Source organism: Caballeronia sp. LZ024 (genome assembly GCF_031451455.1).
Classification (GTDB): domain Bacteria; phylum Pseudomonadota; class Gammaproteobacteria; order Burkholderiales; family Burkholderiaceae; genus Caballeronia; species Caballeronia telluris.
This window is the reverse complement of sequence record NZ_JARUXL010000003.1, coordinates 100,817-127,759: the sequence shown is the minus strand read 5'-3', so window position 1 is coordinate 127,759 and position 26,943 is coordinate 100,817. Positions and strand designations below refer to the sequence as shown.

The 26,943-nt window shown below is 66.1% G+C and carries 21 protein-coding genes; 10 read left to right on the top strand and 11 right to left on the bottom strand.

Annotated elements, in window-relative coordinates; genetic code table 11:
- Positions 1-55: 55 nt before the first annotated feature.
- From QCE48_RS18470 to QCE48_RS18450, 5 genes are all read right to left on the bottom strand, one after another.
- Positions 56-2,755 (bottom strand): molybdopterin-dependent oxidoreductase, encoded by a 2,700-nt coding sequence (locus QCE48_RS18470; RefSeq protein ID WP_309785059.1) that lies wholly within the window; start codon positions 2,753-2,755, stop codon positions 56-58.
- A 67-nt stretch (positions 2,756-2,822) separates the two neighbouring features.
- Positions 2,823-4,103: an FAD-dependent oxidoreductase gene (locus QCE48_RS18465; RefSeq protein WP_309784326.1), complete on the bottom strand. Its 1,281-nt coding sequence runs from the start codon at positions 4,101-4,103 to the stop codon at positions 2,823-2,825.
- A complete protein-coding gene (nirD, locus tag QCE48_RS18460; RefSeq protein WP_309784325.1) occupies positions 4,100-4,447 on the bottom strand; it encodes a nitrite reductase small subunit NirD in 348 nt (115 codons plus the stop codon). Before nirD ends, QCE48_RS18465 begins: the two co-directional genes overlap by 4 nt.
- A 47-nt stretch (positions 4,448-4,494) precedes the next feature.
- Positions 4,495-7,035: a nitrite reductase large subunit NirB gene (gene nirB / locus QCE48_RS18455; protein ID WP_309784324.1), complete on the bottom strand. Its 2,541-nt coding sequence runs from the start codon at positions 7,033-7,035 to the stop codon at positions 4,495-4,497.
- Between the two features lie 24 nt (positions 7,036-7,059).
- Positions 7,060-8,388 (bottom strand): MFS transporter, encoded by a 1,329-nt coding sequence (locus QCE48_RS18450; RefSeq protein ID WP_309784323.1) that lies wholly within the window; start codon positions 8,386-8,388, stop codon positions 7,060-7,062.
- 683 nt (positions 8,389-9,071) lie between these two features.
- Here QCE48_RS18450 and cobA point away from each other — a divergent pair.
- The 9 genes from cobA to QCE48_RS18405 all read left to right on the top strand — a co-directional run bounded on the left by cobA (position 9,072) and on the right by QCE48_RS18405 (position 20,387).
- On the top strand, positions 9,072-9,854 hold the full coding sequence (cobA, locus tag QCE48_RS18445) for a uroporphyrinogen-III C-methyltransferase (RefSeq protein ID WP_309784322.1): 783 nt from the start codon (positions 9,072-9,074) through the stop codon (positions 9,852-9,854).
- A 125-nt stretch (positions 9,855-9,979) separates the two neighbouring features.
- Positions 9,980-10,555 carry an ANTAR domain-containing protein gene (locus tag QCE48_RS18440; RefSeq protein WP_309784321.1) on the top strand — a complete coding sequence of 192 codons (576 nt, stop codon included), beginning with the start codon at positions 9,980-9,982 and terminating at the stop codon, positions 10,553-10,555.
- Between the two features lie 10 nt (positions 10,556-10,565).
- Complete coding sequence (locus QCE48_RS18435; protein WP_309784320.1) at positions 10,566-11,702, top strand: CmpA/NrtA family ABC transporter substrate-binding protein; 1,137 nt, start codon at positions 10,566-10,568, stop codon at positions 11,700-11,702.
- Positions 11,703-11,775: 73 nt separating this feature from the next.
- Positions 11,776-12,261, top strand: a complete 486-nt coding sequence (locus QCE48_RS18430; RefSeq protein WP_309784319.1) for an adenosine-specific kinase — start codon at positions 11,776-11,778, stop codon at positions 12,259-12,261.
- A gap of 359 nt (positions 12,262-12,620) precedes the next feature.
- The gene (locus QCE48_RS18425) at positions 12,621-13,181 is read left to right on the top strand and encodes a DUF2760 domain-containing protein (protein ID WP_309784318.1); all 561 of its coding nucleotides are present in this window, start codon (positions 12,621-12,623) and stop codon (positions 13,179-13,181) included.
- On the top strand, positions 13,178-15,022 hold the full coding sequence (locus QCE48_RS18420) for an Hsp70 family protein (protein ID WP_309784317.1): 1,845 nt from the start codon (positions 13,178-13,180) through the stop codon (positions 15,020-15,022). The genes QCE48_RS18425 and QCE48_RS18420 overlap by 4 nt, the downstream gene beginning before the upstream one ends.
- Positions 15,023-15,037: 15 nt before the next feature.
- Positions 15,038-17,824 carry an Hsp70 family protein gene (locus tag QCE48_RS18415; RefSeq protein ID WP_309784316.1) on the top strand — a complete coding sequence of 929 codons (2,787 nt, stop codon included), beginning with the start codon at positions 15,038-15,040 and terminating at the stop codon, positions 17,822-17,824.
- Positions 17,825-17,985: 161 nt separating this feature from the next.
- On the top strand, positions 17,986-18,147 hold the full coding sequence (locus tag QCE48_RS18410) for a hypothetical protein (RefSeq protein ID WP_159462895.1): 162 nt from the start codon (positions 17,986-17,988) through the stop codon (positions 18,145-18,147).
- A 218-nt stretch (positions 18,148-18,365) separates the two neighbouring features.
- A complete protein-coding gene (locus tag QCE48_RS18405; RefSeq protein WP_309784315.1) occupies positions 18,366-20,387 on the top strand; it encodes a hybrid sensor histidine kinase/response regulator in 2,022 nt (673 codons plus the stop codon).
- 27 nt (positions 20,388-20,414) lie between these two features.
- Here QCE48_RS18405 and QCE48_RS18400 read toward each other — a convergent pair whose 3' ends face one another.
- Entirely contained in the window at positions 20,415-21,104 is a 690-nt protein-coding gene (locus QCE48_RS18400) for a response regulator transcription factor (protein WP_309784314.1), read from the bottom strand.
- Positions 21,105-21,283: 179 nt separating this feature from the next.
- Here QCE48_RS18400 and QCE48_RS18395 point away from each other — a divergent pair, with 179 nt between their 5' ends.
- Positions 21,284-21,751: a histidine kinase gene (locus QCE48_RS18395; RefSeq protein WP_309784313.1), complete on the top strand. Its 468-nt coding sequence runs from the start codon at positions 21,284-21,286 to the stop codon at positions 21,749-21,751.
- Positions 21,752-21,826: 75 nt separating this feature from the next.
- Here the strand turns inward: QCE48_RS18395 and QCE48_RS18390 are convergent, their stop codons facing one another.
- The 5 genes from QCE48_RS18390 to QCE48_RS18370 all read right to left on the bottom strand — a co-directional run bounded on the left by QCE48_RS18390 (position 21,827) and on the right by QCE48_RS18370 (position 26,840).
- Complete coding sequence (locus QCE48_RS18390) at positions 21,827-22,756, bottom strand: aldose epimerase (RefSeq protein ID WP_309784312.1); 930 nt, start codon at positions 22,754-22,756, stop codon at positions 21,827-21,829.
- A complete protein-coding gene (locus QCE48_RS18385) occupies positions 22,753-23,670 on the bottom strand; it encodes an ABC transporter permease (protein ID WP_309784311.1) in 918 nt (305 codons plus the stop codon). Before QCE48_RS18385 ends, QCE48_RS18390 begins: the two co-directional genes overlap by 4 nt.
- Complete coding sequence (locus tag QCE48_RS18380; RefSeq protein WP_087629921.1) at positions 23,670-24,539, bottom strand: ABC transporter permease; 870 nt, start codon at positions 24,537-24,539, stop codon at positions 23,670-23,672. Before QCE48_RS18380 ends, QCE48_RS18385 begins: the two co-directional genes overlap by 1 nt.
- Positions 24,536-25,615: an ABC transporter ATP-binding protein gene (locus tag QCE48_RS18375; protein WP_309784309.1), complete on the bottom strand. Its 1,080-nt coding sequence runs from the start codon at positions 25,613-25,615 to the stop codon at positions 24,536-24,538. Before QCE48_RS18375 ends, QCE48_RS18380 begins: the two co-directional genes overlap by 4 nt.
- A gap of 85 nt (positions 25,616-25,700) precedes the next feature.
- Entirely contained in the window at positions 25,701-26,840 is a 1,140-nt protein-coding gene (locus tag QCE48_RS18370) for an ABC transporter substrate-binding protein (RefSeq protein ID WP_404982622.1), read from the bottom strand.
- Positions 26,841-26,943: the final 103 nt, after the last annotated feature.

Below are 26,943 nucleotides of genomic sequence, written 5' to 3'. Positions count from 1 at the left end.
GGAGAAACGGGAATCGCCCGGCGCGTTCGTCCGGGCGACGGCAAGGAATATCGAATCAGACCGTGCTCAGGCGCGCCATTTCCGTTTCGACGATCAGCTTCTTCAACTCCGGCACACATGATCCGCAATTGCCGCCAGCCTTGAGACACGATGTGACCTCGGCTGCGGTCTTGAGTCCTTTCTCGCGAATCGCGGTGCAGATCGTGTTGCGCCCGACGCCGAAGCACGAGCACACCGTCGGTCCGGTATCGACGCCCTTGCCGATGGGCTGTCCGAGCAGCAAGCCGATCCGGTCCTCGTCGTCGAGCTTCTCTTTTGCAAAGAGTCCCGACAGCCACGCGCGTGCCGGCAGCTCCGGTCGATCGGAGAGAAACACACAGCCTTCGATTCGATCGTTCACCACATGCACCGCGCGATACACGCCCGCGGAACGATCCTCATATTCGAGCCAGTCGGCCTGAGGATCGTCGACGCGAAGCGCGGCGCGTGCCCATTCGCGATGAGCGTCGCTGCCTTCGAAATGGCTTCGTCCCGCGATCTCATGGCGCACGAACTGCGTGCCCTGAATGCGCGTCCAGTAAGCGACGTCATCGAGGAGCGGGGCCGTGCGGCTCAACGCGAAGCCGTGCCACGACACATGAAACTTTTCCACCGCAACGGGCGTGTGCTTGAACTCCGGCTCGCCCGACACCGGATCCACAGCAGGGTTCACGACGGCCCCGATGCGCGCGTCCGACGCAATCTGGTCGTTCCAGTGGATCGGCACGAACACGCTGCCGCGCGACATGCCGCCGCCGTGCTGCACGCGCGCCACCATCGAACCCCAGCGGCTCGATACGCGCGCGAGTTCGCCTTCGCGCACGCCGCATAGAAGCGCGTCCTGCGGATGCATGTCGATGAACGGCTCGCCGATGTGGCCCGCGAGTTTCGCCGACTTGCCGGTGCGTGTCATTGTGTGCCACTGGTCGCGCACGCGGCCCGTGTTGAGCACGAGCGGATAGTCGTCGTCGACAGCGTTGGCCGGGGCACGCGGCGGCGTCGCGATGAAGCGTGCGCGGCCGTCCGCATAACGATAGCGCTTGTCTTCGAAGAGACGCGGCGTGCCTGCGTCGCCGTGCGTGGACACCGGCCACTGAATCGGCGAGAGCGCGTCGTAGCGTTCACGGTCCATGCCCGTCAGTCCACCCAGGTTGAACGCACGCGGCAGTCCTTCGTCGTCGTTGCGATGCGCGCTGAGTCGCGCGTGTTCGTCGAAGATCTCGTGCACGCTGTCGAAATCGAAGCCCGCGTGACCCATACGGCGCGCGACATCGCAGATGATTCGCCAGTCCGCGCGCGCCTCGCCGGGCGCCGGCAGAAACGCGCGCTGGCGCGAGATGCGGCGCTCCGAGTTCGTGACCGTGCCGTCCTTCTCGCCCCAGCCGAGCGCGGGCAGCAGCACGTGCGCGAACGCGTTGGTATCGGTGTCCTCGATGATGTCGGAACTCACCACGAGTTCGCACTTCGCGAGCGCCCGCTTCGCCTGCTCGCCGTCCGGCAGGCTCACCACCGGGTTCGTCCCCATGATCCAGACGGCCTTGACGCGGCCCGCTTCCATCGCGTTGAACAGATCGACCGCCTTGAGCCCGGGACGCTCGGCGATGGCCGGTGAATCCCAGAACGTCTGCACGAGTTCGCGATGCGCGGCCTGATCGAGGTCCAGATGCGCGGCGAGCATGTTCGCGAGGCCGCCCACTTCACGGCCGCCCATCGCGTTGGGTTGTCCGGTGAACGAAAACGGCCCCATGCCCGGCTTGCCGATACGTCCCGTCACCAGATGGCAGTTGATGATGCTGTTGACCTTGTCGGTGCCCGCCGTCGATTGATTCACGCCCTGCGAATACACCGTCACCACGCGTTCGGTGCGTGCGAACAGGCGATAGAACGCCAGCAGATCGTGTGCGTCGACCTTGCAGGCCTTCGCGGTCTGGGCGGGGTCGAAACCGTCGGTCGCCGCGAGCGCCGCGTCGAAGCCGGACGTGTGCGCATCGACGAAGGCCGCGTCGGTGGTGTCGTGCTCCGAGAGGAACGCGAGAAGGCCGTTGAAGAGATCGACGTCGGTGCCCGCTTTCAACGGCAGATGCAGGTCCGCCATTTCGCAGGTCGCGGTATAACGCGGATCGATCACGACGATCTTCATCTCCGGCCGCTTCTCCTTCATCTTCACCACGCGCTGAAAGAGGATCGGATGGCACCACGCCGTATTCGAGCCCACCAGCACGACGAGGTCCGCGAGTTCGAGGTCGTCGTAGTTGACCGGCACGATATCTTCGCCGAACGCGCGCTTGTGCCCCGCCACCGACGACGACATGCAAAGCCGCGAGTTCGTATCGATGTTCGCGCTGCCGATGTAACCCTTCATCAGCTTGTTCGCGACGTAGTAGTCCTCGGTCAGCAACTGGCCCGACACGTAGAGCGCGACCGCATCGGGGCCATGCTGTTCGATGATCCGCTTGAACGTGTTGGCGACCGTGCCGAGCGCGTCGTCCCACGACGTGGCATGCAATGCGCCGTCACGCGCATCGCGCAGCTTGGGCGCGAGGAGTCGCCCTTCGAGCCCCACGGTTTCGCCGAGCGCCGAGCCCTTCACGCACAGCCGCCCGAAGTTGGACGGATGCGCTTCGTCTCCCGCGATGTCGGGCTGACCCTCTTCGCGCGGGGTCGCGCGCACGCCGCAGCCGACGCCGCAGTAGGGGCACGTGGTGTTCACACTCACACTCGCGTTCGCGCTAGCGGGAGCCGATGCGATGGGGATGACAGGAAAGCTCACGGTGTATTCCGGTTCAGGCGGGCTGGGCCTCGCAAAGCGTCTTGCCGAACAGCAACTGGCTGCGCAGCTTGGAAATGTCGGTGCAGTTCTGGATCAGGTCGAAGTACCAACCGCCGTCCTTCACGTCGCCGTAAAGAACAGCGCCGATCACGCGGCTGTTTTCGAGCACGAGACGCTTGTAGATGCCGCTTCGCGGATCGCGCAGCACGAGGTCCTCGGTGCCCGCGCCGCCGATGAATTCGCCGGCCGAATAGAGATCGACGCCCGTCACCTTGAGCTTGGTCGCGGTCGCGCGCTGCACATAGCGGCGATGGCCCGCGCCGGCGAGATGCGCGCCCGCGACGCGTGCCTGATCCCAGATCGGCGCGACGAGACCGAAGGTCGCCGAGCGATGCTGCACGCATTCGCCCACCGCATAGACGCGCGGATCGTAGGTCTGCAGCGTGTCGTCGACGACGATCGCGCGCTCGCAATGCAGGCCCGAGGCCTTGGCAAGCGCGACGTTGGGCCTGACGCCCGCCGTCATCACGACGAGGTCGGCGGCAATCTCGCGGCCATCGGCGAAGCGCACGGCCCGCACGCGATCCGGGCCGACGATTTCCGTCGTGTTCGCCGCGAGTTCGAAGCGCATGCCCTTCGCTTCGAGCGTGCGTTGCAGGAGCGTCGCTGCGCTTCTGTCGAGTTGCCGGTCCATCAGCGCATCGGAGACGTGCACCACTGTCACCGACATGCCCTGCCGCTGCAAACCGTTCGCCGCTTCGAGCCCGAGCAACCCGCCGCCGATGATCACCGCGTTGCGATGGTCGCGCGCGGCGGCGAGCATCGTCTCGACGTCCTGGATGTCGCGAAATGCAATCACGCCCGGCAGCTCGTGTCCCGGCACGGGAATGATGAACGGCTTCGAACCGGTTGCGATCAGCAGGCGGTCGTAGTGCGCCTCGACGCCCTTCTCCGAGCGCACGGTGCGCCGCGCGCGGTCGATCCCGACGACGGGGTCGCCCGCATGCAGTTCGATGCCGTTCTCTGCGTACCAGTCGCGCGTGTTGAGAATGATGTCGTCGACACGCTTTTCTCCCGCGAGCACGGGCGAGAGCAGGATGCGGTTGTAGTTGCCGTAGGGCTCGGCGCCGAACACGGTGATGTCGTAGAGATCCGGCGCGAGCTTGAGCAGCTCTTCGACGGTGCGCATGCCCGCCATGCCATTGCCGATCACGACGAGCCGCAGACGCCGCGGCGCCGTGCTGCCCGCGCTCGACCCTGAACTGGCGATCGCCGCTGCGTGCTCGATCTTCATGCCGCGACCCACACCTTGCCGCCGGAAACGCGCGTCGGGTACGCCGCGACCGAATGCTCGGGCGCTTCGAGGCACTCGCCGGTGCGCAGGTCGAAGTGCTGCTTGTAGATCGGCGAGGCGACGACGATGCGCTCGCCCAGGCTGCCGATCAGACCGCGCGAAAGCACCGCGGCTTTCGAGTTCGGATCGAAGTTGTCGATGGCGTAGATCGCGGGTTCTTTGCTTGCCACGTGGAAGACGGCGATCTGCGCGCCGTTGACTAGCGCGCAGACGCCCGTGTCCGGGACGATGTCCGACAGGTCGCAGACCGGGGTCCAGGTTTGGTCGAGGCGTTCGGCGTTCATGATCGGAGTTTCCTTTTCAATGTCTCTTTGATGAAAGCGCGTCTGCGTCAAACCGTCTCGACGGCGACGACGGGCACGGGAAACATCTTCGTCTTTTCCTCGATCGTGGCGGGCCGGATCTGCCCGCGCTCCTCGACGAACGTCACGTTGGCATCGCCCAGATCGCTATTGACGAAGTGACGGAACCGCTTGCGCGTCTCGGGATCGGTCACGGCCTTCTTCCACTCGCATTCATACGTGTCGATCACGTGCGCCATCTCGGCTTCGAGGTCTGCGCCCAGCCCGAGCTTGTCGTTCACGACCACGTCGATCAGATAATCGAGCCCGCCTTCGAGGTTATCGCGCCACACGCTCGTGCGTTGCAGCCGGTCCGCCGTGCGCACGTAGAACATCAGGAAGCGGTCGATGTAGCGAATCAGCGTCGCGTGATCGAGGTCCGACGCAAGCAATTCGGCGTGCCGCGGCTTCATGCCGCCATTGCCGCACACGTAGAGATTCCAGCCCTTCTCCGTCGCGATGATGCCGACGTCCTTGCCCTGCGCCTCGGCGCACTCGCGCGTGCAGCCCGACACGCCGAACTTGATCTTGTGCGGTGCGCGCAAACCCTTGTAGCGGTTCTCGACTTCCACCGCGAGACCGACCGAATCGCCGACGCCATAGCGGCACCACGTCGATCCGACACACGACTTCACCGTGCGCAGCGCCTTGCCATATGCGTGCCCCGACTCGAAGCCTGCCGCGATGAGTTCTTCCCAGATGAAGGGCAACTGCTCGACGCGCGCGCCGAACAGGTCGACGCGCTGGCCGCCCGTGATCTTCGTATAGAGACCATACTTCTTCGCCACTTGTCCGACCGCGATCAGTCCTTCGGGCGTCACTTCGCCGCCCGGCATGCGCGGCACGACCGAGTAAGTGCCGTCGCGCTGAATGTTGGCGAGGTAGTAGTCGTTCGAATCCTGCAGGCTCGCGTGCTCCTTCTTCAGCACGAACTCGTTCCAGCACGAAGCGAGGATGTTCGCGACCGCCGGCTTGCAGATGTCGCAGCCATGACCGCGGCCATGCTTCGCCAGCAGTTCGCCGAAGGACTTCACGCCCTCGACGCGCACAATGTGATACAGCTCCTGGCGCGAATACGGAAAGTGCTCGCAGACGTGATTGTTCACGCTCATGCCCTGCTTTTTCATCTCGGCTTTCATCACCTGTGTGACGAGCGGCACGCAGCCGCCGCACGACGACCCCGCCTTGCAGGCCGTCTTCAACGCGCCGATGCTCGTTGCCCCCGCGCACACCGCCTCGCAAATCTGCGCCTTCGTCACGTTGTTGCACGAGCAGATTTGCGCGGCCGCGGGCAGCGCCTCGACGCCCAGCGCGGGCTTCGCCTTGCCATCCGATTGCGGGAGGATCAGGAACTCGGGCGCCTCCGGCAGTTCGATGCGGTTCAGCATCATCTGCAGGAGCGTGCCATATTCGGTCGCGTCGCCGACCATCACGCCGCCAAGCAGGAACTTGCCGCAATCGGAGACGACGAGCTTCTTGTACACCTGCTTGCGCTCGTCGTGATACTGATACGAACGGCTGCCCGGCGTCTTGCCGTGCGCATCGCCGATGCTCGCCACGTCGACGCCCATCAGCTTCAGCTTCGTGCTCATGTCCGCGCCGCCGAACTCCGCCGCATCGCCGAGCAGATGCTTCGCGGCGACGCGCGCCATGTCGTACCCCGGCGCGACGAGGCCGAACACCATGCCGTTCCACAGCGCGCATTCGCCGATCGCGTAGATGTGCTCGGCGCTCGTGCGGCATGCATCGTCGATCACGATGCCGCCGCGCGGACCCACTTCCAGTTGCGCCGCACGCGCGATTTCGTCGCGCGGACGAATGCCCGCCGAGAACACGATCATGTCCGTGTCGAGATGCGTGCCGTCGGCGAACTGCATGCGATTGCGGCCCGTTTCGCCGTCGACGATCTCCTTCGTGTTGCGCTCGGTATGAACCGTCACACCCAGTTCTTCGATCTTCTTCCTGAGCGCGCGCCCGCCGCCTTCGTCGACCTGCACCGCCATCAGGCGCGGCGCGAATTCGACGACATGCGTTTCAAGCCCCATGTCGCGCAGCGCCTTCGCGCATTCGAGACCGAGCAAACCACCGCCGATCACCGTGCCCGTCTTCGAGCGCGCACCGCATTCGCGCATCGCTTCGAGATCCTCGATGGTGCGATAGACGAAGCAGTCTGCGCGATCGCGGCCCGCGAGCGGCGGCACGAACGGATACGAGCCGGTCGCGATCACGAGCTTGTCGTAGGCGAGCGTCTCGCCGGTCGAGACCGTGACGGTTCGCGCCGCGCGATCGATCGAGGAAGCTTTCGCGTTCAACCGCAGCACGAAGTTCTCGCGCTCGAAGAAGCCCGGCGCGACGAGCGAGAGGTCTTCGGCGGTCTTGCCCGCGAAGAATTCGGAGAGGTGCACGCGATCGTAGGCCGGACGTGGCTCTTCGCAGAGCACCGTGATGTCGAGACCTTCGACGGGCGATTCCGCGAGGCATTCGAGGAACTTGTGGCCCACCATTCCGTGGCCGATGACGATGATTTTCATGACAGGAATCCTTGGATGGGCGGGTTAGTTCGCGATGCCGTTGTTGACCGACAGCGCATGCTCGCGCAGCGCTGCTTCGCGTGCCTTGTGCTCGGGGCTGAAGCGCACGGCCAGCGCGCAGATCGCCGAGACAGCGACGAGCATGCCGAGCATCGAAAGCGTCTGTTGCACGTTGCCGACGCCCTTCATCAGGAAGCCCGCCGCCACCGCGCCGACGTTGCCGCCCGCGCCGATCACGCCCGCCACGCCGCCGAGCGCTTTACGGTCGATGAACGGCACGAGCGCGTAGGTCGCGCCGCACGCCATGTGCGTGAAGAGGCCGAAGACCAGCATCGCGACGACGGCGAGCGCCACGTTGCCCGCATGCGCGAACCAGAAGAGGCCGATGCCTTCGCCGGCGATCAAGACGAAGAGGAGCGTCGAGCGCACGTCGAGGCCGCGCTTCGTGGCGAACTTGTCGGAGAGCCAGCCGCCGAGCGCGCGGGCAAAGAGCGCGAGCAGGCCGAAGCTGCCGGCCGCCAAGCCGGCGGAGGCGAGCGAAAGCTGGAAGTGATCGACGTAATAAACCGCCGCGATGTTGTGGATAAACACTTCGACGCCAAAGCAGGCCGCATAGGTCACGAACAGCATCCACACGCGATAGTTGGCGCATGCCGCGCGAAAGCTCGCCCAGCCGCCTTTCTTGCCGCCGTCGATGGCGATGCCGCGCGCGCGCAGGTCCGCGAAATTGCCTTGCGGGCAGTCCTGCGTATAGCGCCAGTAGAAGAAAGCCATGATCGGCATCGCGATGCCCGGCACGACGAGCGCCACGCGCCACGCCGAGTGTTCGCCCGCACCGATCGCGATCGCGGCCGCCACCAGCATCGGCACGAGCGCCTGCGCCGCGCCCGCACCCGCGTTGCCCCAGCCGGCGGTCGTCGCGTTCGCGGTGCCGACGACGTTCGGCGCGAACATCACCGACGTGTGGTACTGCGTGATGACGAAGCTCGCGCCGATCGCGCCGATCGCGAGCCGGCACCAGAGGAAGCTCTCGTAGCCGGTCGCGATGGCCGCGCCCAGCACCGGAACCGCGCCCGCCAGCAGCAGACCCGCATAGACCTTGCGCGGACCGAAGCGATCGCACATCGGACCGACGATCAGGCGCACGAGAATCGTCACGGCGACGGCGGCGATGTTGATGTTCGCGACTTGGTCGACGGAGAGGCCGAACTCGCGCTTGATGAGCGGCATCAGCGGCGCGCATGCGAACCACGCGAAGAAGCACACGAAGAACGCCATCCACGTGAGGTGGAAGGCGCGCATCGGCGCGGTGCGTAGACTGAACAGATCGATTCGGGTTGCCTTGTTTGCCATTTTCTTTCCAGAAAAAGAAAAGACGTCCCGCGAAGCAGGCAGATGACCTGTTCGGGGGACGTCATTGTCCAAAAGCTCGTAGGTGTGGGGTCGCGTGTATCGCGTGATGCAGCGGATCGCCGTTGACCCGATGGCGAGACATAAGGCAAGGCCTATGCCATCGAGCCCGAATCCCTGTGTTCATGCGGGTTTGCGGGAAATCAGCGGCGGCGCGCAGCGCTCATGGCGGATTCATCGTGATGCGCGCCGGCACATGCGTGGTGCGACGCAGCACTGTAGCCGTGCGAAGCGCGCACGCGGCGAACGCTGCGTGCAACGCTTACGCCCACGCAATCCATTCCCGCGATTGATGCGTGCCGCTCAGATCGTGTGCAGCACGAAGGCACGCCGCACAGGCGCAGTGCAACGGCACAGCAAACGCCGTTCAACAGGGCTTTGTCCGCCAAGGCTTTCGACGGCATCGACGCGACTGGCCTGCTTATTGCATCGTGCTGATCGCTCACGGCAACGGCGCTGGCGAGCACGAATTCAAGGTCTTCTTTCAGTGCGCGGCGCGGAAAGGCGGACGACAAGCAGCAGATTCAGGACAACGGCGTCCCCTCGTGCAAAACACGGGCGGACGCCGTTTCGTTTTCAGGCAGGCCATCGCAGCCACGCAAGGCGAAACAGGAAAGGACATCACCATGACGACGACTCTCACCACCGGCAAGGTCACGCTTCTGAGCGCGGGTCCGGGCGACCTCGATCTCCTGACGATCAAGGCCGCGAAAGCGCTCGCCGCAGCGGATGTCGTCCTTCTCGACGATCTCGCCAATCCGGAGATCGTGTCGCTCGCGCCGCGTGCGCGCGTGATTCGCGTCGGCAAGCGCGGCGGTTGCCGGTCCACGCCGCAGGCATTCATCCAGCGCCTGATGACGCGTTATGCATCGAAGGGACTGCACGTCGTGCGCGTGAAGGGCGGCGACGCGCTGCTCTTCGGACGCGCTGGCGAGGAACTCGCGGCGCTCAAGCGCGCGAACATCCCGTTCGACATCGTCAACGGCATCTCGTCCGGGTTCGCGGCGGCCGCGAGCCTCGGCATCTCGCTCACGCACCGCGAGCATTGCCAGGGCGTGACCTTCATCACCGCGCACATGCAGGACCACGGCGAACCGGACTGGGCGACGCTCGCCGCCACCGGCACGACGCTCGCCATCTACATGGGCATGAGCCGCATCGAGAACCTCTGCGCGAAACTCATGGCGGCGCTGCCTGCCGGGACGCCCGCGGCCGTCGTGCAATGGGCGGGCGGCGCAAACGAGCGCCGCCTCGTCACGACGCTCGGACGCCTTGCCGCAGAAGCGCAGGCGGCGAAGCTCGACAGCCCGGCGGTGATTCTCGTCGGCGATGCGATTGGCGAAGCCGAAGCGTTCGACGCCATCGCGCCGCGCTACGATTCTCGCGACAGCCTCGCGCACGCGGCCTGACGCGGACCGCCGTCACGCCCGAACTCGCGCGACACCGCGCCCCGATATACTTGAACCAGAAGCGTGCGCCCGAGCGAGGCACGCCGCCCGCACCGTCCCCGAATGAATCGTCCCTGCGTCTGACCATGTTGCGCGTCCTCCTCGTCACCGACACGGACAAACCGATCGGCGATCTGCGCCAGGCGCTCGCACGCCTCGGCTACGAGATGCTGCCCGAGGCTGCGACGCCCGCCGCGCTGCCGAGGGTCGTCGAGCGCGAACGGCCGGATGTCGTGATCATCGACACCGAGTCGCCTTCGCGCGACACGCTCGAACAGCTCGCGGTGATGAACAAGGCCGCGCCGCGCCCCGTGCTGATGTTCAGCAGCGACGCCGACCAGCAGTTCATCCGCGCGGCGGTCGGCGCGGGCGTGACGGCGTATCTCGTCGAAGGGCTCGCGGCCGAGCGGCTCGCGCCGATCCTCGAAGTGGCGCTCGCGCGCTTCGCGCACGAGGAGCAGTTGCGCCAGCGGCTTCAGAAGGTGGAAAGCGAACTCGCCGATCGCAAGATCATCGACCGCGCGAAGCGTCTCCTGATGGAACGCCGCCAGATGACCGAGCAAGAGGCTTACGCCGCGTTGCGCAAGCGGGCGATGGATCACGGGATGAAGGTCGCGGAAGTGGCGCGCCAGCTCGTGTCGATGGCCGATCTACTGGGATGACCCGCACGCCATGAATACCTCGACTCCCTTCGGCGCACTTGAGAAAACCCATGTCCGGCTCGGCTTCGTCGCGCTGTCGGACGCCGCGCCGCTCGCCGCCGCGCGCCTCTTCGACCTCGGCCGCAAGTACGGCCTCACGCTCGAACTCGTCCGCCAGCCGTCGTGGGCCGCCGTGCGCGACACGCTGCTGTCGGGCGAAATCGACGCCGCGCATGCGCTCTACGGTCTCGTGTACGGCGTGCAGCTCGGCATCGGCGGACCGCAGGCCGACATGGCCGTGCTGATGGTGCTCAACCGCAACGGCGGCGCGATCACGCTCTCGAACGCGCTCGCCGACGCTTACCGCGAGACCGGCAACGTGAAGGACGCGTTTGCGTCGCTCGGCAGGAAGCCCGTGCTCGCGCAGACGTTCCCGACCGGCACCCATGCGATGTGGCTCTACTACTGGCTCGCGGCGAACGGCGTGCATCCGTTGCGCAACATCGAAAGCGTCGTGATCCCGCCGCCGCGCATGGGCGATGCGCTCGCCGAAGGTCAGCTCGACGGTTTCTGCTGCGGCGAGCCGTGGCACGCGCTCGCGGAGACGCGCGGCGTCGGCAGGACGGTCGCGCTCACGAGCGGCATCTGGCCGGATCACCCGGAGAAGGCGCTCGCGAGCCGGCGCGATTTCGTCGCGCTGTATCCGAACACGTCGCGCGCGCTCGTCGCGACGCTGCTCGAAGCGTGCCGCTGGGTCGACAGCGCGGAGCATCGCTCGGAGATCGCGGCGCAGCTGGCCGCGCCCGATCTCGTGAACGTGCCGCGCGAGGTGATCGAGCCGCGTTTGAGCGGCGCCTACGATCCGGCGCGCTTTCCGAAGGCGCTCGCCGTCAGCTTCTTCGATGGCGGCGCGGTGAACTATCCGCGTGCGTCGGACGGATTGTGGTTCGTGACGCAATATCGTCGCTGGGGGATGCTCGACGGTGCCGTCACCGACGGCGACGCCGCTCTCGCCCACGCGATCAGCCAGACCGAGCTGTATCGCGAGGCGGCTTTGCTCACCGGCGTGCCGCTGCCGGACGAACGGCGCGCGGCCGTTTTGTGCGATGGCCGCGCGTGGGATGGCGACGCGAGCGTCTATCTCGATGGATTCGACATGCGTCGTTGATTGCGATCGGGTTGCGGTGTAAAAGCATCTCAGAAGAACCCGACCTCGAATCGCCCGCCAAGCGGAGGAACGCATGGAACTTCTCACCGTCGACATCGACAAGCCCGAAGACCTCAACTTCATTCTCGGGCAATCGCATTTCATCAAGACCGTGGAGGACCTGCACGAAGCGCTCGTCGGCGCGGTGCCGGGCATCCGCTTCGGGCTCGCGTTCTGCGAGGCGTCGGGCAAGCGGCTCGTGCGCTCGTCGGGAACGGACGCCGCCGCGCAGCAACTCGCCGAGAAGAACGCGATGTCGATCGGCGCCGGTCACAGCTTCATCATCGTGCTGTGCGACAACTTCTTCCCCGTCAACGTGCTCAACGCCGTGAAGGCGGTCCCGGAGGTGTGCCGCATCTTCTGCGCGACCGCGAATCCGACGCAGGTGCTCGTCGCGCAGACGGAGCAGGGGCGCGGGATCGTGGGCGTCGTCGACGGATTCGCGCCGCTCGGCGTCGAAGGCGCCGAGGATGTCCAGTGGCGGCACGATCTGCTGCGCAAGATCGGCTACAAGGCATGACACGGAAGGCGAACGCGCGTCGGTCAGAAGCATCTTGACTTGATCCCCATATTGGCGAGAATGTGGGCCCCGGTCCGGCCGGGCGCCCCGGCACGCGTTTTTGGCGTCCGGTCACGAAATAAACGCGGATGCTGTATAACCGGCAGGAGCGTTCGCCGCGCCGCCCGCTGCGGGCCGCACGGCCAACCGCCGGCACACGCCTTCAGTGAAGGCGCGCGCGCCGGCGCAACCGTCGCACAAAACACCCGCGCCGGCTCCCGGCGCGCATCGACGCCCGGCATTCCAGCACCACCGGCCCAAACCAGTTCAGCGTCGCCTGAGGAAAAGTCGTCTTCGGGCAACGCCATCAGGAGCATGTCATGACCGACTTGAACCCGTCGTTTTTCGGCAGGATGTCGATAGCCTTCGGCACGTTTTTCAGCATTCTTGGCAACGCCGAGTTCGCCGGCCGCGTGAAGCGCCTGCGCGAAGCGCCGGAAGCCGCGCCCACACCCGCGCGCGCTCCGGCCGCCGCGCCCGCCCCGGTGATGCTCAAGGAAGCGAGCCCCGACGCCGCGCTCCAGCTTCTCGGCCTGCTCCAGCGCGACGCGCGCTTCATTGATTTCGTCGAAGAGGACATCGTCAATTACACCGACGCCGACATCGGCGCCGCCGCGCGCCTCGTCCACGAAGGCTGCCGCACCGTGCTGCGCGAGCATTTCACGATCCGCCCGGTGCGCGACGAAGCCGAAGGCAGCCGCGTCACGCTGCCCGACGGCTTCGACGCCACCGCGATCCGCGTGACGGGCAATGTCGTCGGCAAGCCGCCGTTTCATGGCAGCATCAGCCACCGCGGCTGGAAGGTCGCGGACGTCCGCCTGCCGAAACTCGCCGACAGTCACGACGCACGCGTCGTCGCGCCCGCCGAGGTGGAACTATGAGCGATCCGCGCTATTCGATCGGCGTCGATCTGGGCACGACGCACTGTGCGATCTCCTGGGTCGACATCGCGTCCAGCGACGGCGACAAAACCGTGGAAGGCGTGCTGCCCGTCGCGCAACTGACCGGGCCGGGCGCCATCGAGCCGCTCGACCTGCTGCCGTCGTTCCTGTATTTGCCGCATCCGAACGAACTCGCGCCCGGCGATCTTTCGCTGCCGTGGACCGCCGAGCGCGGCTTCGCGGTCGGCGAAATGGCGCGCAGCCGCGGCGCCGGCACGCCGATCCGCCTCGTCTCCAGCGCGAAAAGCTGGCTGTGCCATCCGGGCGTCGATCGCCGCGCGGCCATCCTGCCGAACGACGCGCCCGGGGAAGTCGAACGCGTGTCGCCGCTCGACGCGTCGGTGCGCTACCTGACCCACCTGCGCGAGGCGTGGGACCACGCGCATCCGGACGCGCCGTTCGCCGACCAGGACGTCACGGTCACGATCCCCGCCTCGTTCGACCCGGCCGCGCGCGAGCTGACCGCCGAAGCCGCCGACGACGCTGGCTACGCGCGCATGACGCTGCTGGAAGAACCGCAAGCGGCGCTCTATAGCTGGATTCAGAAGAGCGGCGGCGTCTGGCGCAAGCAGGTGCGCGTCGGCGACGTAATCCTCGTCGTCGATGTCGGCGGCGGCACGAGCGACTTTTCGCTGATCGCGGTCGTCGAGCGCGAAGGCAATCTGGAACTGCATCGCGTCGCGGTGGGCGAACACATCCTGCTCGGCGGCGACAACATGGACCTCGCGCTCGCGCACGTCGTCGCGAGGAAGCTCGCTTCGCAAGGCACGCAGCCCGATCCGTGGCAACTGCGCGCGCTCACCTACGCATGCCGCTCGGCCAAGGAAACGCTGCTCACCGACCCGACGACCGACGCCGTGCCGCTCGTCGTCCCGAGCCGCGGCTCGAAGCTGATCGGCGGCTCGATCCGCACCGAACTCACGCGCGCCGAACTCACGCAGACGATCCTCGACGGCTTCTTCCCGCAAGTCGAAGCCAACGCGCGGCCCGTGAGCCGCGCGCGCGTCGGCCTGACGCAACTCGGGCTGCCCTACGCGCAGGACGCCGCCGTCACGCGCCATCTCGCTGCGTTTCTCGCGCGGCAAGTCGGCGCGCTCGCGGAACTCGGCGGCGCGAACGCCAACGCCAACGCGAGCTTCCTGCACCCGACCGCCGTGCTCTTCAACGGCGGCGTGTTCAAGTCGCCGCTCCTGGTCGAGCGCATCCTGTCGACGTTGAACGGCTGGCTCGCGAACGAAGGCGCGCCGCCCGCGCGCCTGCTCGAAGGCGCCGATCTCGACCTCGCGGTCGCGCGCGGCGCGGCCTATTACGGCTACGTGCGGCGCGGTAAGGGCGTGCGCATTCGCGGCGGCACGGCGCAGGCGTACTACGTCGCGGTCGAATCGGCGATGCCCGCGGTGCCGGGGCTCGAACCGCCCGTGTCGGCGCTGTGCGTCGCGCCGTTCGGCATGGAGGAAGGCACCGACGCCGCGCTGCCCGCGCTGGAATTCGGTCTCGTCGTCGGGGAGCCGGTGCATTTCCGGTTCTTCGGATCGTCGGTGCGGCGTCAGGATCAGGTCGGCACGATGCTCGACTACTGGCAGCCCGACGAACTCCAGGAACTCGACGAAATCGAAGCGACCCTGCCGACGGAAGGCCGCACCCCTGGCGAAATCGTGCCGGTGAAGCTGCACGCGCGCATCACCGAGGCCGGCACGCTCGAACTCGAAGCCGTCCCACGCGGCAGCAGCGAGCGCTGGAAGGTCGAATTCGACGTCCGCGGCGGCGCTCAAGGTGCGTAAGGCGCCGCGCACCCGATGAAGCGCTATTCGGTCGGCATCGACCTGGGCACGAGCAATACGGTCGTCGCGTATGCGCAAGCCGGTTCGTCCGACATCCGCGTGTTCGACGTCGATCAGCTCGTCGGTCTGGGCGAAGTCGGCGCGCGGCCGCTTTTGCCTTCGGTGCGCTATCACGCGGCGCGCGGCGAACTCGACGCCGGCGCGCTGCATCTGCCGTGGCAGCAGGCGGGGCGCGAAAATCACGAAGCGACGCAGGTCGTGACCGGCCGGCTCGCGCGCACGCTCGGCGCGCAGGTGCCGGGGCGGCTCGTCGCGAGCGCGAAGAGCTGGCTGTCGCACGCGTCGGTGGACCGCGTGGCGCCGATCCTGCCGTGGGGCGCGAGCGACGACGTCGCCAAGATTTCGCCCGTGGCCGCGAGCGCGAGCTATCTCGCGCACGTGCGCTCGGCGTGGAACCATCGTTTTCCGAAAGCGCCGCTCGAAGACCAGGACGTCGTGCTGACGGTGCCCGCCTCGTTCGACGAAGGCGCGCGGGCGCTGACCGTCGAGGCGGCGCGCATGGCGAAGCTGCCGAAACTGCGGCTGCTGGAAGAACCGCAGGCGGCGTTCTACGACTGGCTGTTCCACCATCGCGCGACGCTCGCTTCCCAACTCGAAAAGACGCGCCTCGTGCTGATCTGCGACGTCGGCGGCGGCACGACCGACCTCACGCTGATCAAGGTGGAGATGCACGACGGCGAGCCGCAACTGACGCGTATCGGCGTCGGGAACCACCTGATGCTCGGCGGCGACAACATGGATCTCGCGCTCGCGCATCTCGCGGAGGCGCGCTTGAGCGCGGGCAGCGCGCGACTCTCGGCGGCGCAGATTTCGCAGCTCGTCGAGCGCAGCCGCGCCGCGAAGGAACACCTGCTCGGCGCCGATGCACCCGAGTCCGCGTCGATCACGCTGCTCGGCGCGGGCGCGAAGCTCGTCGGCGGATCGCGTTCGGCGCAGGTGTCGCGCGAGGAAGTCGAGCGGATCATCGTCGACGGCTTCTTTCCGGCGGTGTCGGCGGGCGAGCGGCCGGGGCGCACGCGCGGCGGCATCGTCGAATTCGGGCTGCCGTATGCAAGCGATCCGGCGGTCACGCGCCATATCGCCGCGTTTCTCGCGCAGCACGCCGCGCAATCGCGGCAGGCGCTCGGGCTGGACGAATCGCACGCCGAGGCGTCGTTGCCGGTTCCCGACACCCTGCTGCTCAACGGCGGCGTGTTCCGCGCAGAAGCGCTGACGCAACGCCTCGCGAGCACGCTCGGCGCATGGCGCGGCGCGCCGCTCAACTTGCTGCACAACGCGAACCCCGATGTGGCCGTCGCGCGCGGCGCGGTCGCGTATGCGCTCGCGCGCGCGGGACAGGCGCCGCGCATCGGCGGCGGCTCGCCGCGCAGCTTCTTCCTCGTGCTCGACGACGACAGCAAGAGCGAGCGCGGCATTTGCCTCTTGCCGCGCGGCACGGAAGAAGGCCACGAAATCGCGCTGACCGACCGCACGTTCGCGCTGCGGCTCGGCGCGCCGGTGCGCTTTCACCTGGTGTCGTCGGTTGCGGATACGGCCCGCGAGCCGGGCGAACTCGCCGATCTGTCGGCCGCCGGCGGCGACTTCGTGCGCCTGCCGCCGATCGCCACCGTGGTCGCGCCGCAGGATGCGAGCGGCCCGCGCGATACGCCCGTCCATCTGACATCGACGCTCACTGAAGTCGGCACGCTCGACGTCCACTGCATCGCCACCGACGATCCGTCGCAGCGCTGGCTGCTCGCCTTCCAGCTGCGCGGCAACGAAACTCCGGGCGACGGCGACGGCGACGCCGCGCTGCATGCCGCATGGCCGAAGGCCGCCGAGCAGATCGACCGCACTTTCGGCGCGAAGTCGCACGACGTCGGGCCGAAGGAGGTCAAACGGCTGCGCGCGCAACTCGAACAACTGCTCGGCCCACGCGATACCTGGGACATCGCGCTGTTGCGCGAACTGTACGGCACGCTGATCGAACGCGCGCGCCGCCGCCGGCGCTCGGCGGATCACGAACGGCTATGGCTGAATCTCGTCGGCTACGGCATCCGGCCAGGCTTCGGCGATCCGCTCGACGAATGGCGCGTCGAGCAGCTCGCGGCGCTCTACGACCAGGGCATCCAGTACGTGAACGAAAGCCAGATCTGGTCGGAATGGTGGACGCTCTGGCGGCGCGCGGCGGGCGGACTGCCGCCGGACGCCCAGGTGCAGTTGCTCGACGACATCGCGTTCTATCTCCAGCCGCCCGGCACCTCGCGCTACAAGAAGATGGCGGGCACGGCGAAAGTCGGCTACGACGACATGGTGCGGCTCGCGGCGTCGCTCGAACGCGTGCCGGCCGAGCGCAAGGCGGAGATCGGGCAGTGGCTCCTCACGCGGCTCAAAAAGCCGTCCGAGAACGTGCAGAGCTGGTGGGCGGTCGGACGCATCGGCGCGCGCCAGCCGTTCTACGGCAGCGCGCACGGCGTCGTGCCGCCCGCGACAGCGGTCGAATGGCTCAACACGATCCTCGCGCTCGACTGGAAAAAGATCGAGCCGGCGGCGTTCGCGGCCGTGCAGATCGCGCGCATGACGGGCGACCGCTCGCGCGACCTGCCCGACGATATCCGCGAGGAAGTCGTGCGGCGTTTGACGGCGGCGAACGCGTCGAAGAACTGGATTCAGATGGTCAGCGAGACCGTCGAGCTCGACCGCGCCGACGAAGGACGCGTGTTCGGCGAGTCGCTGCCGGTCGGGATCAAGCTGATCGGCTGAACCCGACGGACACCGAAATTGCTTCGCTCTCAGAAGCGAGTTCACTGACGCGAAGCGCAACTGTCGCGCCGATACATCACGACACGACGCACTTTCTTGATTCCCGTCAATGCGGCGCCTATGTTTAAACCGTGTCATTCCGACACGCGAAGGAGGTCAACATGCCATCCCCGAGAAAAGCGCCGGCGAGCCATCCCGCCGAAACCGAAATGTCGAGCCGCAAGAAAAGCGCGTCCGGCACCAAGCAGGCACCCAGCAAGGCACAGGGCGCCAAGGACATGCAGGTCGCCAAACGCACCACCAAGGCCAAGACAAAGGTATGACCGGCCTAAGCCCTCGTCCCCGTGTCGAGGGTGCAGCCCGACCGCAGCGCTCGCTTTCGACTTCCTTCCGGCTGGGCCCGCTCATCGCCCGCCACCGACCTCCGCAGTGGAACTCGGGTAACTCCTAAGTTTTCTTGATTTCGTCCGAAAAACGCGCTTGCCGCGGGTGAGATGTCGCCTAAAGTAGTTAACCTCCCTACTGTCTATGCGAGCGCGACATGCATGTCCCGAACCGGTTCGCCGGCATCCCGAGGTCCTGGTCGTACTCCGCCGCCGCGCGAGAAGCGGGCGCGAGTCTCGTCAAGAATCTTTCGATACCCAAGCCGTTCGCCGACCCGGCCCTTGAAGCGCAATTCCTCGAAGAACACAGCCAGCGGTTTTGCGCGTTCCGGCGGGCGTCGGCGCTGCTCGCGCTCGTCCTGTGGACGTCGTTTCTCACCTGGGACCTGACCGTCGCGCGCCAGAGCAAGATCCTGAGCGTCGTGTTCACCGACCTGCTCGTGCTGCGCATGCTCGGCATCGTGCTGCTGTGCTGCGTCGGCGTGCTCGTGCTGCGGCCGTCGTTCCGTTTGCACGGGATGTCCGCGCGCGTCATTTTCACCGGTATTTATGGACTTATTTTCCTGATGCTGGTGATGATCGTCGTCACGCCGGCGCCCTTCAACTATTCGCAGCACTTTCCCGGCCTCTATCTCGCGCTCTTCTTCCAGTTTTCGTTCTTCTATCTGAAGTCGCGCTACGCGCTGACCGTCGCGATCCTGACGCTCGGTGGGGTCGTCTTCATTCAGGCGGCGTTCAACGTGCTGTTACCCGCCGATTTCGGCGCGGGGATGTTCTATCTGGTGAACATGGCGATCGTCGGTCACGGCGTCTGCGTGCACGCGGAGCGGGTGTCCCGCGAGCGCTACGCCGCCGAGCGCGAGCTTGCGTCGGTCAATAGCGAACTCAGCGACGCGAATGTCGAGCTGGCGCGCAAGAATGACGAACTGGAAGTGTCGAAGCGGGATCAGGAGGTCAAGACGAACGCCCTGCTCGCGCTGAAGGAGCAGCAGATGCTCGCCGCCGAAACGGCGAGCCGGGACAAATCGAACTTCCTCGCCGCCGCGACCCACGACCTGCGCCAGCCGATGCACGCGCTCAACCTGTTCCTGCAGGCGGCATCCGAAGCGATCCGGCGCGGCGAATTCCGCGAAGCCGGCCGGCTGATCGACGAATGCGGGCGCTCGTCCGTGATCCTCGCGCGCCTTCTGAACGCGGTGCTCGACCTGTCGCGGCTGGAATCGGGGCGCGTCGTGCCGCGTTATCACGTCTTCGACCTGCGGCTCATCATCGAGGAAGCCGCCGCGCAGCTTGGTCCTTTCGCGCAAAGCCGCGGCGTCGACCTGAGGCTGCGCCTGCCGCGTGAAAGTCTCGTCTGCGTGCGCAGCGACGCGCACTGGCTCGGGCGCGCGGTCGCGAATCTGATCTCGAACGCGATCAAGTACGCCAAGACGACCGACGACGCGACGCCGACGGTGATCGTGGGCGTCGTCCGCTCGCCGACGCGCGCGCGCGTGGACGTGGTCGACAACGGCATCGGAATTTCGGCGGCGCACTGGGAGTCGATTTTTCAGCCGTTCTTCCAGGTCGGCAACCCGGAGCAGGATCGCGACAAGGGCCTGGGGCTCGGTCTCTCGATCGTCAACGCGGTGATTTCGATGCTGGACGAACACCGGATCGAACTGAAATCGGCTGAAGGGCTCGGCTCGCGCTTCTCGCTGGAGATGCCGCTTTGCGGTGCAAGTCCCGAAAAGCCCGCGCCGCGCGCGCCCGCAAAAGGCGATGCCGACGAAATCAGGCATCTCGACGGGCTGTATGTGCTCCTGGTGGAGGACGACGGCCTCGTGCGGGCGTCGACGGAGGCGCTCTTGTCGCAATGGGGCGTGCTATACGATTCGGCGGCGACTTTCGAGGAGTACGAGGAGATTCTGGAGTCGCTGGAGCGCTTCCCGGATCTCGTCATCACCGATTACCGCCTGCGCGACTTCAAGACCGCGCGCGAGGTGGCGATGCTTTGCACGGCGAAACTCGGCAGGCCATGTCCGACGCTCGTCGTGACGGGCGAGCCGCAGGCGACCATCGTGCCGCTCGCCTGCACGCACGACGTGATGAGCAAGCCGGTCAGCCCCGCCGATCTGCGGCAGGAGATCCTTTCGCTGATCTCGGGCCGCTGTCCGGATTTTGCCGACGAGGCTGTCTGAGTCGTCGTGGCGGCGGGTGCTTACGCCCTACGCCGTCGGATGACTCACCGGCATCTCGATGCCGCGCCGGGCCATTTCGACGATCAGGAACGTCCGGCGCGTCACGTGAAAGCGCGCGAGCAGGTCGCTCGAATACTCCTTCGCCGTGTTCTCGCTGATGTTCATCTTGCGCGCGATCGCCTTGTTCGACAGCCCCTGCAGCAAATAGCGCAGCGTTTCGGTCAGGCGCGGCGGCAGTTCGAGCGACTCGACGGTCGGGCTCGAATGCGTCGCGACCGGTTTCGGACTGTGGCCGCCCTTGCCGAGCACCGTGTTGGGCAGATAGACACGGCCCGAGAGAATCGTACGGAGCGCTTCACGAAAAACCTCCGCGCCCTGCTCGCTGCCTTTGGAGATGAACCCGCAGGCCCCGCTCTTGATGCATTCGAGCACGGTGTCGCGGTCGTCCTGTGCCGAAAGCATGATGGTCTGCACCTCGCGCTCTTCCTCGCGTATCCAGTTGAGCAGGTCCATGCCGGTCGCGTTGCCCCGAAGGTTGTAGTCGAGGAACATCAGATCGTACGAACCCGCGGATAGCTTTTCCTTCGCCTGCTCGAAGCCGTCCGCTTCGTCGATTTCGAGCAGCGGCTCATTCGCGAGAATCAGCGTCTTCATTGCGCTGCGCGTGAGCCCTTCGTCCTCTACCAGCAATACTGTTTTGAAATATCCGTTTTCCATTGCGAGTCCCCGAGAACATGAACCGATAGTACGCCCGTATTAAACGCTCGCCACCCTCCATTCGCGGGGATGTCGCCTCCCTCTTCTCGATCGCTTCGCCCCTTCTCGCTGCGGGTTTTGCGCGCGGAGTGACCGGCCGACAATGGGTTCATCCGATCCACCGCATCACGGAGACGCGCATGACCAGCCGATCACCTGCCGAGCAGGAAAAGCATTTTGCGTTGTGGAGCATCAAGCGGGTGCGAGCCCATCACGCGGCACGGCGCGTCCTGATCGCGCACAAGGACAAGTCGATCGCCGAATCGCTCGCCGTGATGCTGCGGCTGAAGGGCCTCGAAGTCATCCATTCGCAGGACCTGAAGTCGGTGCGCTCGCTCGTCCAGAACTGGAAGCCGCAGGCGCTGGTCCTCGATACGAGCCTCGACAGCGAGTCGGGTTATGTCTTCATCCGCACGCTGCGCATGGACGCGGACATCACCGGACGGTTGCTCGTCGCGATGAGCGGCGTCTGGCCGGCGGACCCCGTCGAAACGCTCAAGGATGCCGGCTTCGATGCGCATTGCAGAAGGCCGTGCTCGACGTGGCGGATCGTCGATCTCGTCGAGGCGTTCTTTTCGGCGCCGGCCACCCGGCAAGGAGGTGTGTGATGAACCAGGACCATTGCCTTGTCGTGCGGGGCGTCATGCCGGCGCGCGCGTCGCGTGCCAATACGGTCGAAGCGGCTACGCGTCGGCGCCGTCGCCGTGCGCGTCCGGGCGGACGCCGGTTTCCAGCGCGAGCCACGCCTGTCTTTCACTACCTGGCTCGATGAACTCGACGCCCGTGCCGGACAGTCCCTTCGCATGCAGGTTGAAGCCGTCGCTCACGTGCGAGACCGGCTCGACGCACAGATAGCCCGCACCCGCCGGGCAATGCACGACGGCGTGCGATAGCGCTTCCGACGCCTTCAGAGCGAGCGTCGGTCCGCCTGAGTAGTGCAGCGTCGCATGTCCGTCCCAGCCGCCGAGATAGCGCGTGTAGCCCGCTTCTTCGCGTTCGTGATGCCGCGTCGGCACGCCGGGCGTCGGCTCGATCGCGATTTCTTCTTCGTGACGCCACAACACTTGCGTGTCGAGTTCCGCCGACTGCGCGCCAAAATACGGATGAAAACCGAAGCCAAGCGGCATCGGTTGCGCGGAGCGGTTCACGACGCGCATCGCGAGCCGCGCGCCCGAATCGTTCAGCGTGAAGGTCTGGGTGGCTTCGAACGCCCACGGCCAGCCCTCGTCGCCCGCGCGATGCGCGTAGTGCAGCACGATTTCGTCGGCGCGATGCTGCGCGACCGTCCACGCAGCATACTGGCCGAAGCCGTGCAGTGCGTGAGCCGCGCCGGGAAACGTCGAGAGCGCGATGCGCGTGCCGTCCGGCGCCGTGAAGCGCGCGTCGCGCACACGATTCGAAAACGGCACGAGCGGATAGCAGCCGCCTTTCGGCCACGCGTCGCACGGCCAGCTTTGAGCGACGATCGGCACGAGCCACTCGTGCACGCGCCCATCGTCCATCGTCGTCGAGAAGCGCGTGATGCGCCCGCCCGCCGCCGGCGCGATTTCCATCGAATGCGCTCCGTGGGCGATCGTCACGCGCGATGCCGCATCCAGTGCAACGATCTTCACTGCTTCTGCTCCTTAACGCGCGAGACCAACTGCGTCGGGCTCACGAACTGCAGCGCGATCAGCACCCACACGAGCGTGATCGCCATATAGATCATCGCCATGGCATCGATGGACTGCGGCGCTCGCACGCCCGTCGAGAACACCGCGTAGTACAGCGCGACGACGAGCGTCTGCGTCGACGGTCCGGCGGTAAAGAACGTCAGCTCGAACATGCCGATGGTGCGCACCAGCACGAGCAACCCCGCAGCGAGCATGCCGGGCACGAGAAGCGGCAGCAGCACGTAGCGGAAATAGCGCGCGGTGTTCGCGCCGAAAATGCGCGCCGCCGACTCCAGATTCGGATCGATCTGCTCGATGAACGGCGTCATCACGAGAATCACGAACGGCAGCGCGGGCACGAGATTCGCGAGAATCACGCCGCTCAATGTGCCCGCGAGCCCGACCTTGTACATGACGGTCGCCATCGGAATGCCGTAGGTGACGGGCGGCACCATCAGCGGCAGCAGGAAGATCAGCATCGCGAGGCGCTTGCCGGGAAACTGCACGCGCGCAAGCGCATAGGCGGCCGGCACGCCGAGCACGATCGACAGAATCACCACCGCGCCGACGACCTGAATCGTCACCCAGAGGACACTCGTCAACTGGAAGTCGGTCCATGCCTGCGCGTACCAGTGCAGCGTGAAGCCCTGCGGCAACGGCGTGCCGAACCAGCGTGTGGCGATCGAATTGACCGCGACGGTGGCGATCAGAAGCAGCACGTTGAGCAGGAAAAAGCCCATCGTGAACCAGACGAACGCTTTCCACAGCCGGTCCGCGACACTCGCGTGCTGATTTCGGCCGGGTTTGGCGCCGTTGCCGGGCGCCGCGTCGGGCACGCCCTGCAACGCGGGCGCCGCGTGATGATCGGTTGCCATTAACCCTTGCCTCCCGTCACCGGACCGGTATAGAAGAAGCGCCGCGCGCCGAGCATCGCGCCGACGACCAGCAGTTGCACGAAGCCCATGATGATCGCGATCGTCGAGGCAAGCGAATAGTCGTAGCTTTCGAACGCGGCTTCGGCGGCGGCGATCGATATGACGCGCGTGGGACCCGCCGGCGCGCCGAGCAGCACCGCCGACGGAAACACCGAGAACGCCTGCACGAACGACAGACACGCGGTCATCGTGAGGCCGGGCAGCAGGAGCGGCAGGTAGATCTGGCGGAACTGCTGCCACGGATTCGCGCCGAGCGTGGCGGCCGCGCGCGCGAGCGTCGGGTCGATGCCGGTGACGTAGGAGAGCGTCAGCAGGAACGCGAACGGAAAGCCCGACACGATCAGCGAGATCAGCACGCCCCAGTAGTTGTGCGTGAGGCGGACTTCGTCGGTATAGAGATGCAACCCCTGCAACGCCTGCGGGAACCAGCCGTTCGGGCCGAAGTACGTGAGCATGCCGTCGGCGATCAGCACCGTGCCGAGCGTCACCGGAATCACGAGCAGCGTCGTCACGAACTTCTGGTACGGCGAATTGCGCCGCAGCGCGAACGCGACCGGCACCGACACGCCCACGTTGATCAGCGTCGCGGGCACGGCGAGCTTGAGCGTGACGAGGATCGTCGGCCACATCGCGGTGTCGGTGAAGAACGTGATGTAGTTGGCGAGCACGCCGCCGCCGTTCATCGGCGTGAACGACAGCACGAGCCCGTAGGCGAACGGATAGATGAAGAGCGCGACGATGAAGAAGAGCGCCGGCGTGACGAGCCAGCCCTTCGGATCGCGCCGGACAGGCAGCGCAACTGTGCTCATTGCGCTTCTCCGTCGTAGACGAGCGTGCGCGACGGCTCGACCCGCAGCGTGACGCGCTCGCCTTCGGCGAATTCGCCCGGCAGACGCGCCCACAGTTTTCCGAACGCGCTAATCACGCGGATCAGCGAATCGCGGCCGCCGTATTCGACGGTTTCGACTTGCGCGTCGAAAGCGTTCTCGGTGCCCGGCGCGGCGCGTTCCATGTCCTCGGGACGCAGCGCGACGCTCACGCTCTTGCTGTTGAAACCTTCCATCGGCGTGCCGATCAGGCGCACACCGTTGGCCGTCACCGCGACGCCCTCGCCCTGCGTGCCTTCGAGCGTGAAGCTCGCGACATTGCGAAAGCCCATGAAGCGCGCGACGTGCAGGTTCTTCGGCCGCGAATAGACTTCTTTCGGCGGCGCGACCTGCTGCACGACGCCCTCCCTCATCACGACGATGCGATCGGCCATCGACAGCGCCTCGTCCTGATCGTGCGTCACGTAGATGGTCGCGCGTTCGAGCTTGCCGTGGATACGGCGAATCTCCGCGCGCATCTCGATGCGCAGCTTGGTGTCGAGATTCGAGAGCGGTTCGTCCATCAGCACGAGCGGCGGCTCGATCACGATCGCGCGCGCGATCGCGACGCGCTGCTGCTGACCGCCCGAAAGCTGGCCAGGTAGTTTGGCGTCGTGCCCGATCAGTTGCACGAGTTGCAAGGCGGCTTTGGCGCGCTTCACGGCTTCCGCTTTCGGCACGCCGCGCATCTTCAATCCGAAGCCGACATTCTCCAGCACCGACATGTGCGGAAAGAGCGCGTAGTTCTGGAACACCATGCCGAAGCCGCGCTTCTCGGGCGGCAACACGTCGATACGATCGCTGTCGAGCCAGATGCCGCCGCCTGTCAGCGGCTGCAATCCGGCGATGCAGTTGAGCGCGGTCGACTTGCCGCAGCCCGACGGACCAAGCAGCGCGATGAACTCGCCGCGGCGGATGTCGAGGTCGAGTCCGCGCAACGCCGCGAGTTGCTGGCCTTCGGCGTTGGTGAAGCTGCGCGACACGGAGTCGAGGCGCAACTGTTCAAAAGAATGCTTCATGACATTTTCCTGATGACGCGGGCGGCTGTCGCCCCACTTTGGTCGAGACGACAGCCGCCCGCGCGTGTGTGATGCTCCGGCGCCTTTACTTGGTCTTTTGTGCGCCGATCTCGCGGTCCCATTTCTGGAACGCGGCGACCATTGCGGCGGCGTTGAGCGGCACGACGTGCGGACGGTCCGCGAGCAGCTTCGCGTACTCGGGGCGGCCGAACTTCTGGATCACTTCCTGGCTCTTCGCAGGCGCCGATTCGATCGGCACGTTCTTCACCGCCGGGCCCGGATAGAAATAGCCATCGTCATAGGTCATCGCCTGCTGGGCCGGTTCGAGCATGAAGTTCATCAGCTTGTAGAGCACATCGAGCTTTTCCTTCGGCACGCCCTTCGGGATCACCATGTAGTGGGCGTCGTTCACCCAGGTCATGTTGTCGAAGGCCTGCACCTTGAACTCCGCCGGCACGATACCGAGCGCGCGCGGGTTGATGTCCCAGCCCGTCACGGTGACGGTCATGTCGCGCGTGCCTTCGCCCAGTTCCTTCATGACCGCCGACGTGCCGCCCGGGTAGTACGGAACGCAGTCGTTCAATTGCTTGAGGAACGCCCAGGTCTTGTCCCAGCCATTGACCGGATCGGTCGGGTCCTTGTCGCCGAGGACATACGGCAGGCCCATCAGGAACGTGCGGCCCGGCCCGGAATTAGCCGGACGCGCGTAGATCAGCTTGTTCGGATGCGCCTTGCACCACGCGAGCAGCTGGTCGGGCGTCTTCGGCACGTCCGTAACCTTCGCCGGGTTGTATTCGAGCAGCGGCCCGGCCGGCATGTAGGTCACTTCCAGCCCGTAGCCTTGTGCCACGTCCTGCATCTTGCGCGGACCGGGCGCGTACTTGTCGAGCACGCCGGGGAACGCGGCGGACTGGTCGGGCAGAAGCTTTTCCCAAAGCCCCTGCTGGATACCGGCGGCGAGCGCATCGGTGCCCGTCAGCACGAGATCGATGTCCGAGCGGCCCGCGGCCTGCATCGCCTTGATCTTGCCGGGCAATTGCGGCGCGGGCGCATTCGTGAACGTGATGTTGGCGACGAGATTCGGGTTCTTCGCCTTGAACGCCTCGAAGGCCTTTTGCGTCAATTGAAGGTTACCCGCGACATCGACGACATTGATCGACACGGGGTCCGCCGCACGCGCGGACGTCGCCATCACTGCGCTCATCGCGACGCACAGCGCCGCCATCCTGACTGACAACGTTGAACGCAACTTCATGGTGTCTCCTCACTCTTTTCGTTTGATAGGCGACCGGTCGATTCTTACGCCGGCATTCTTGTACTTCTGAAAC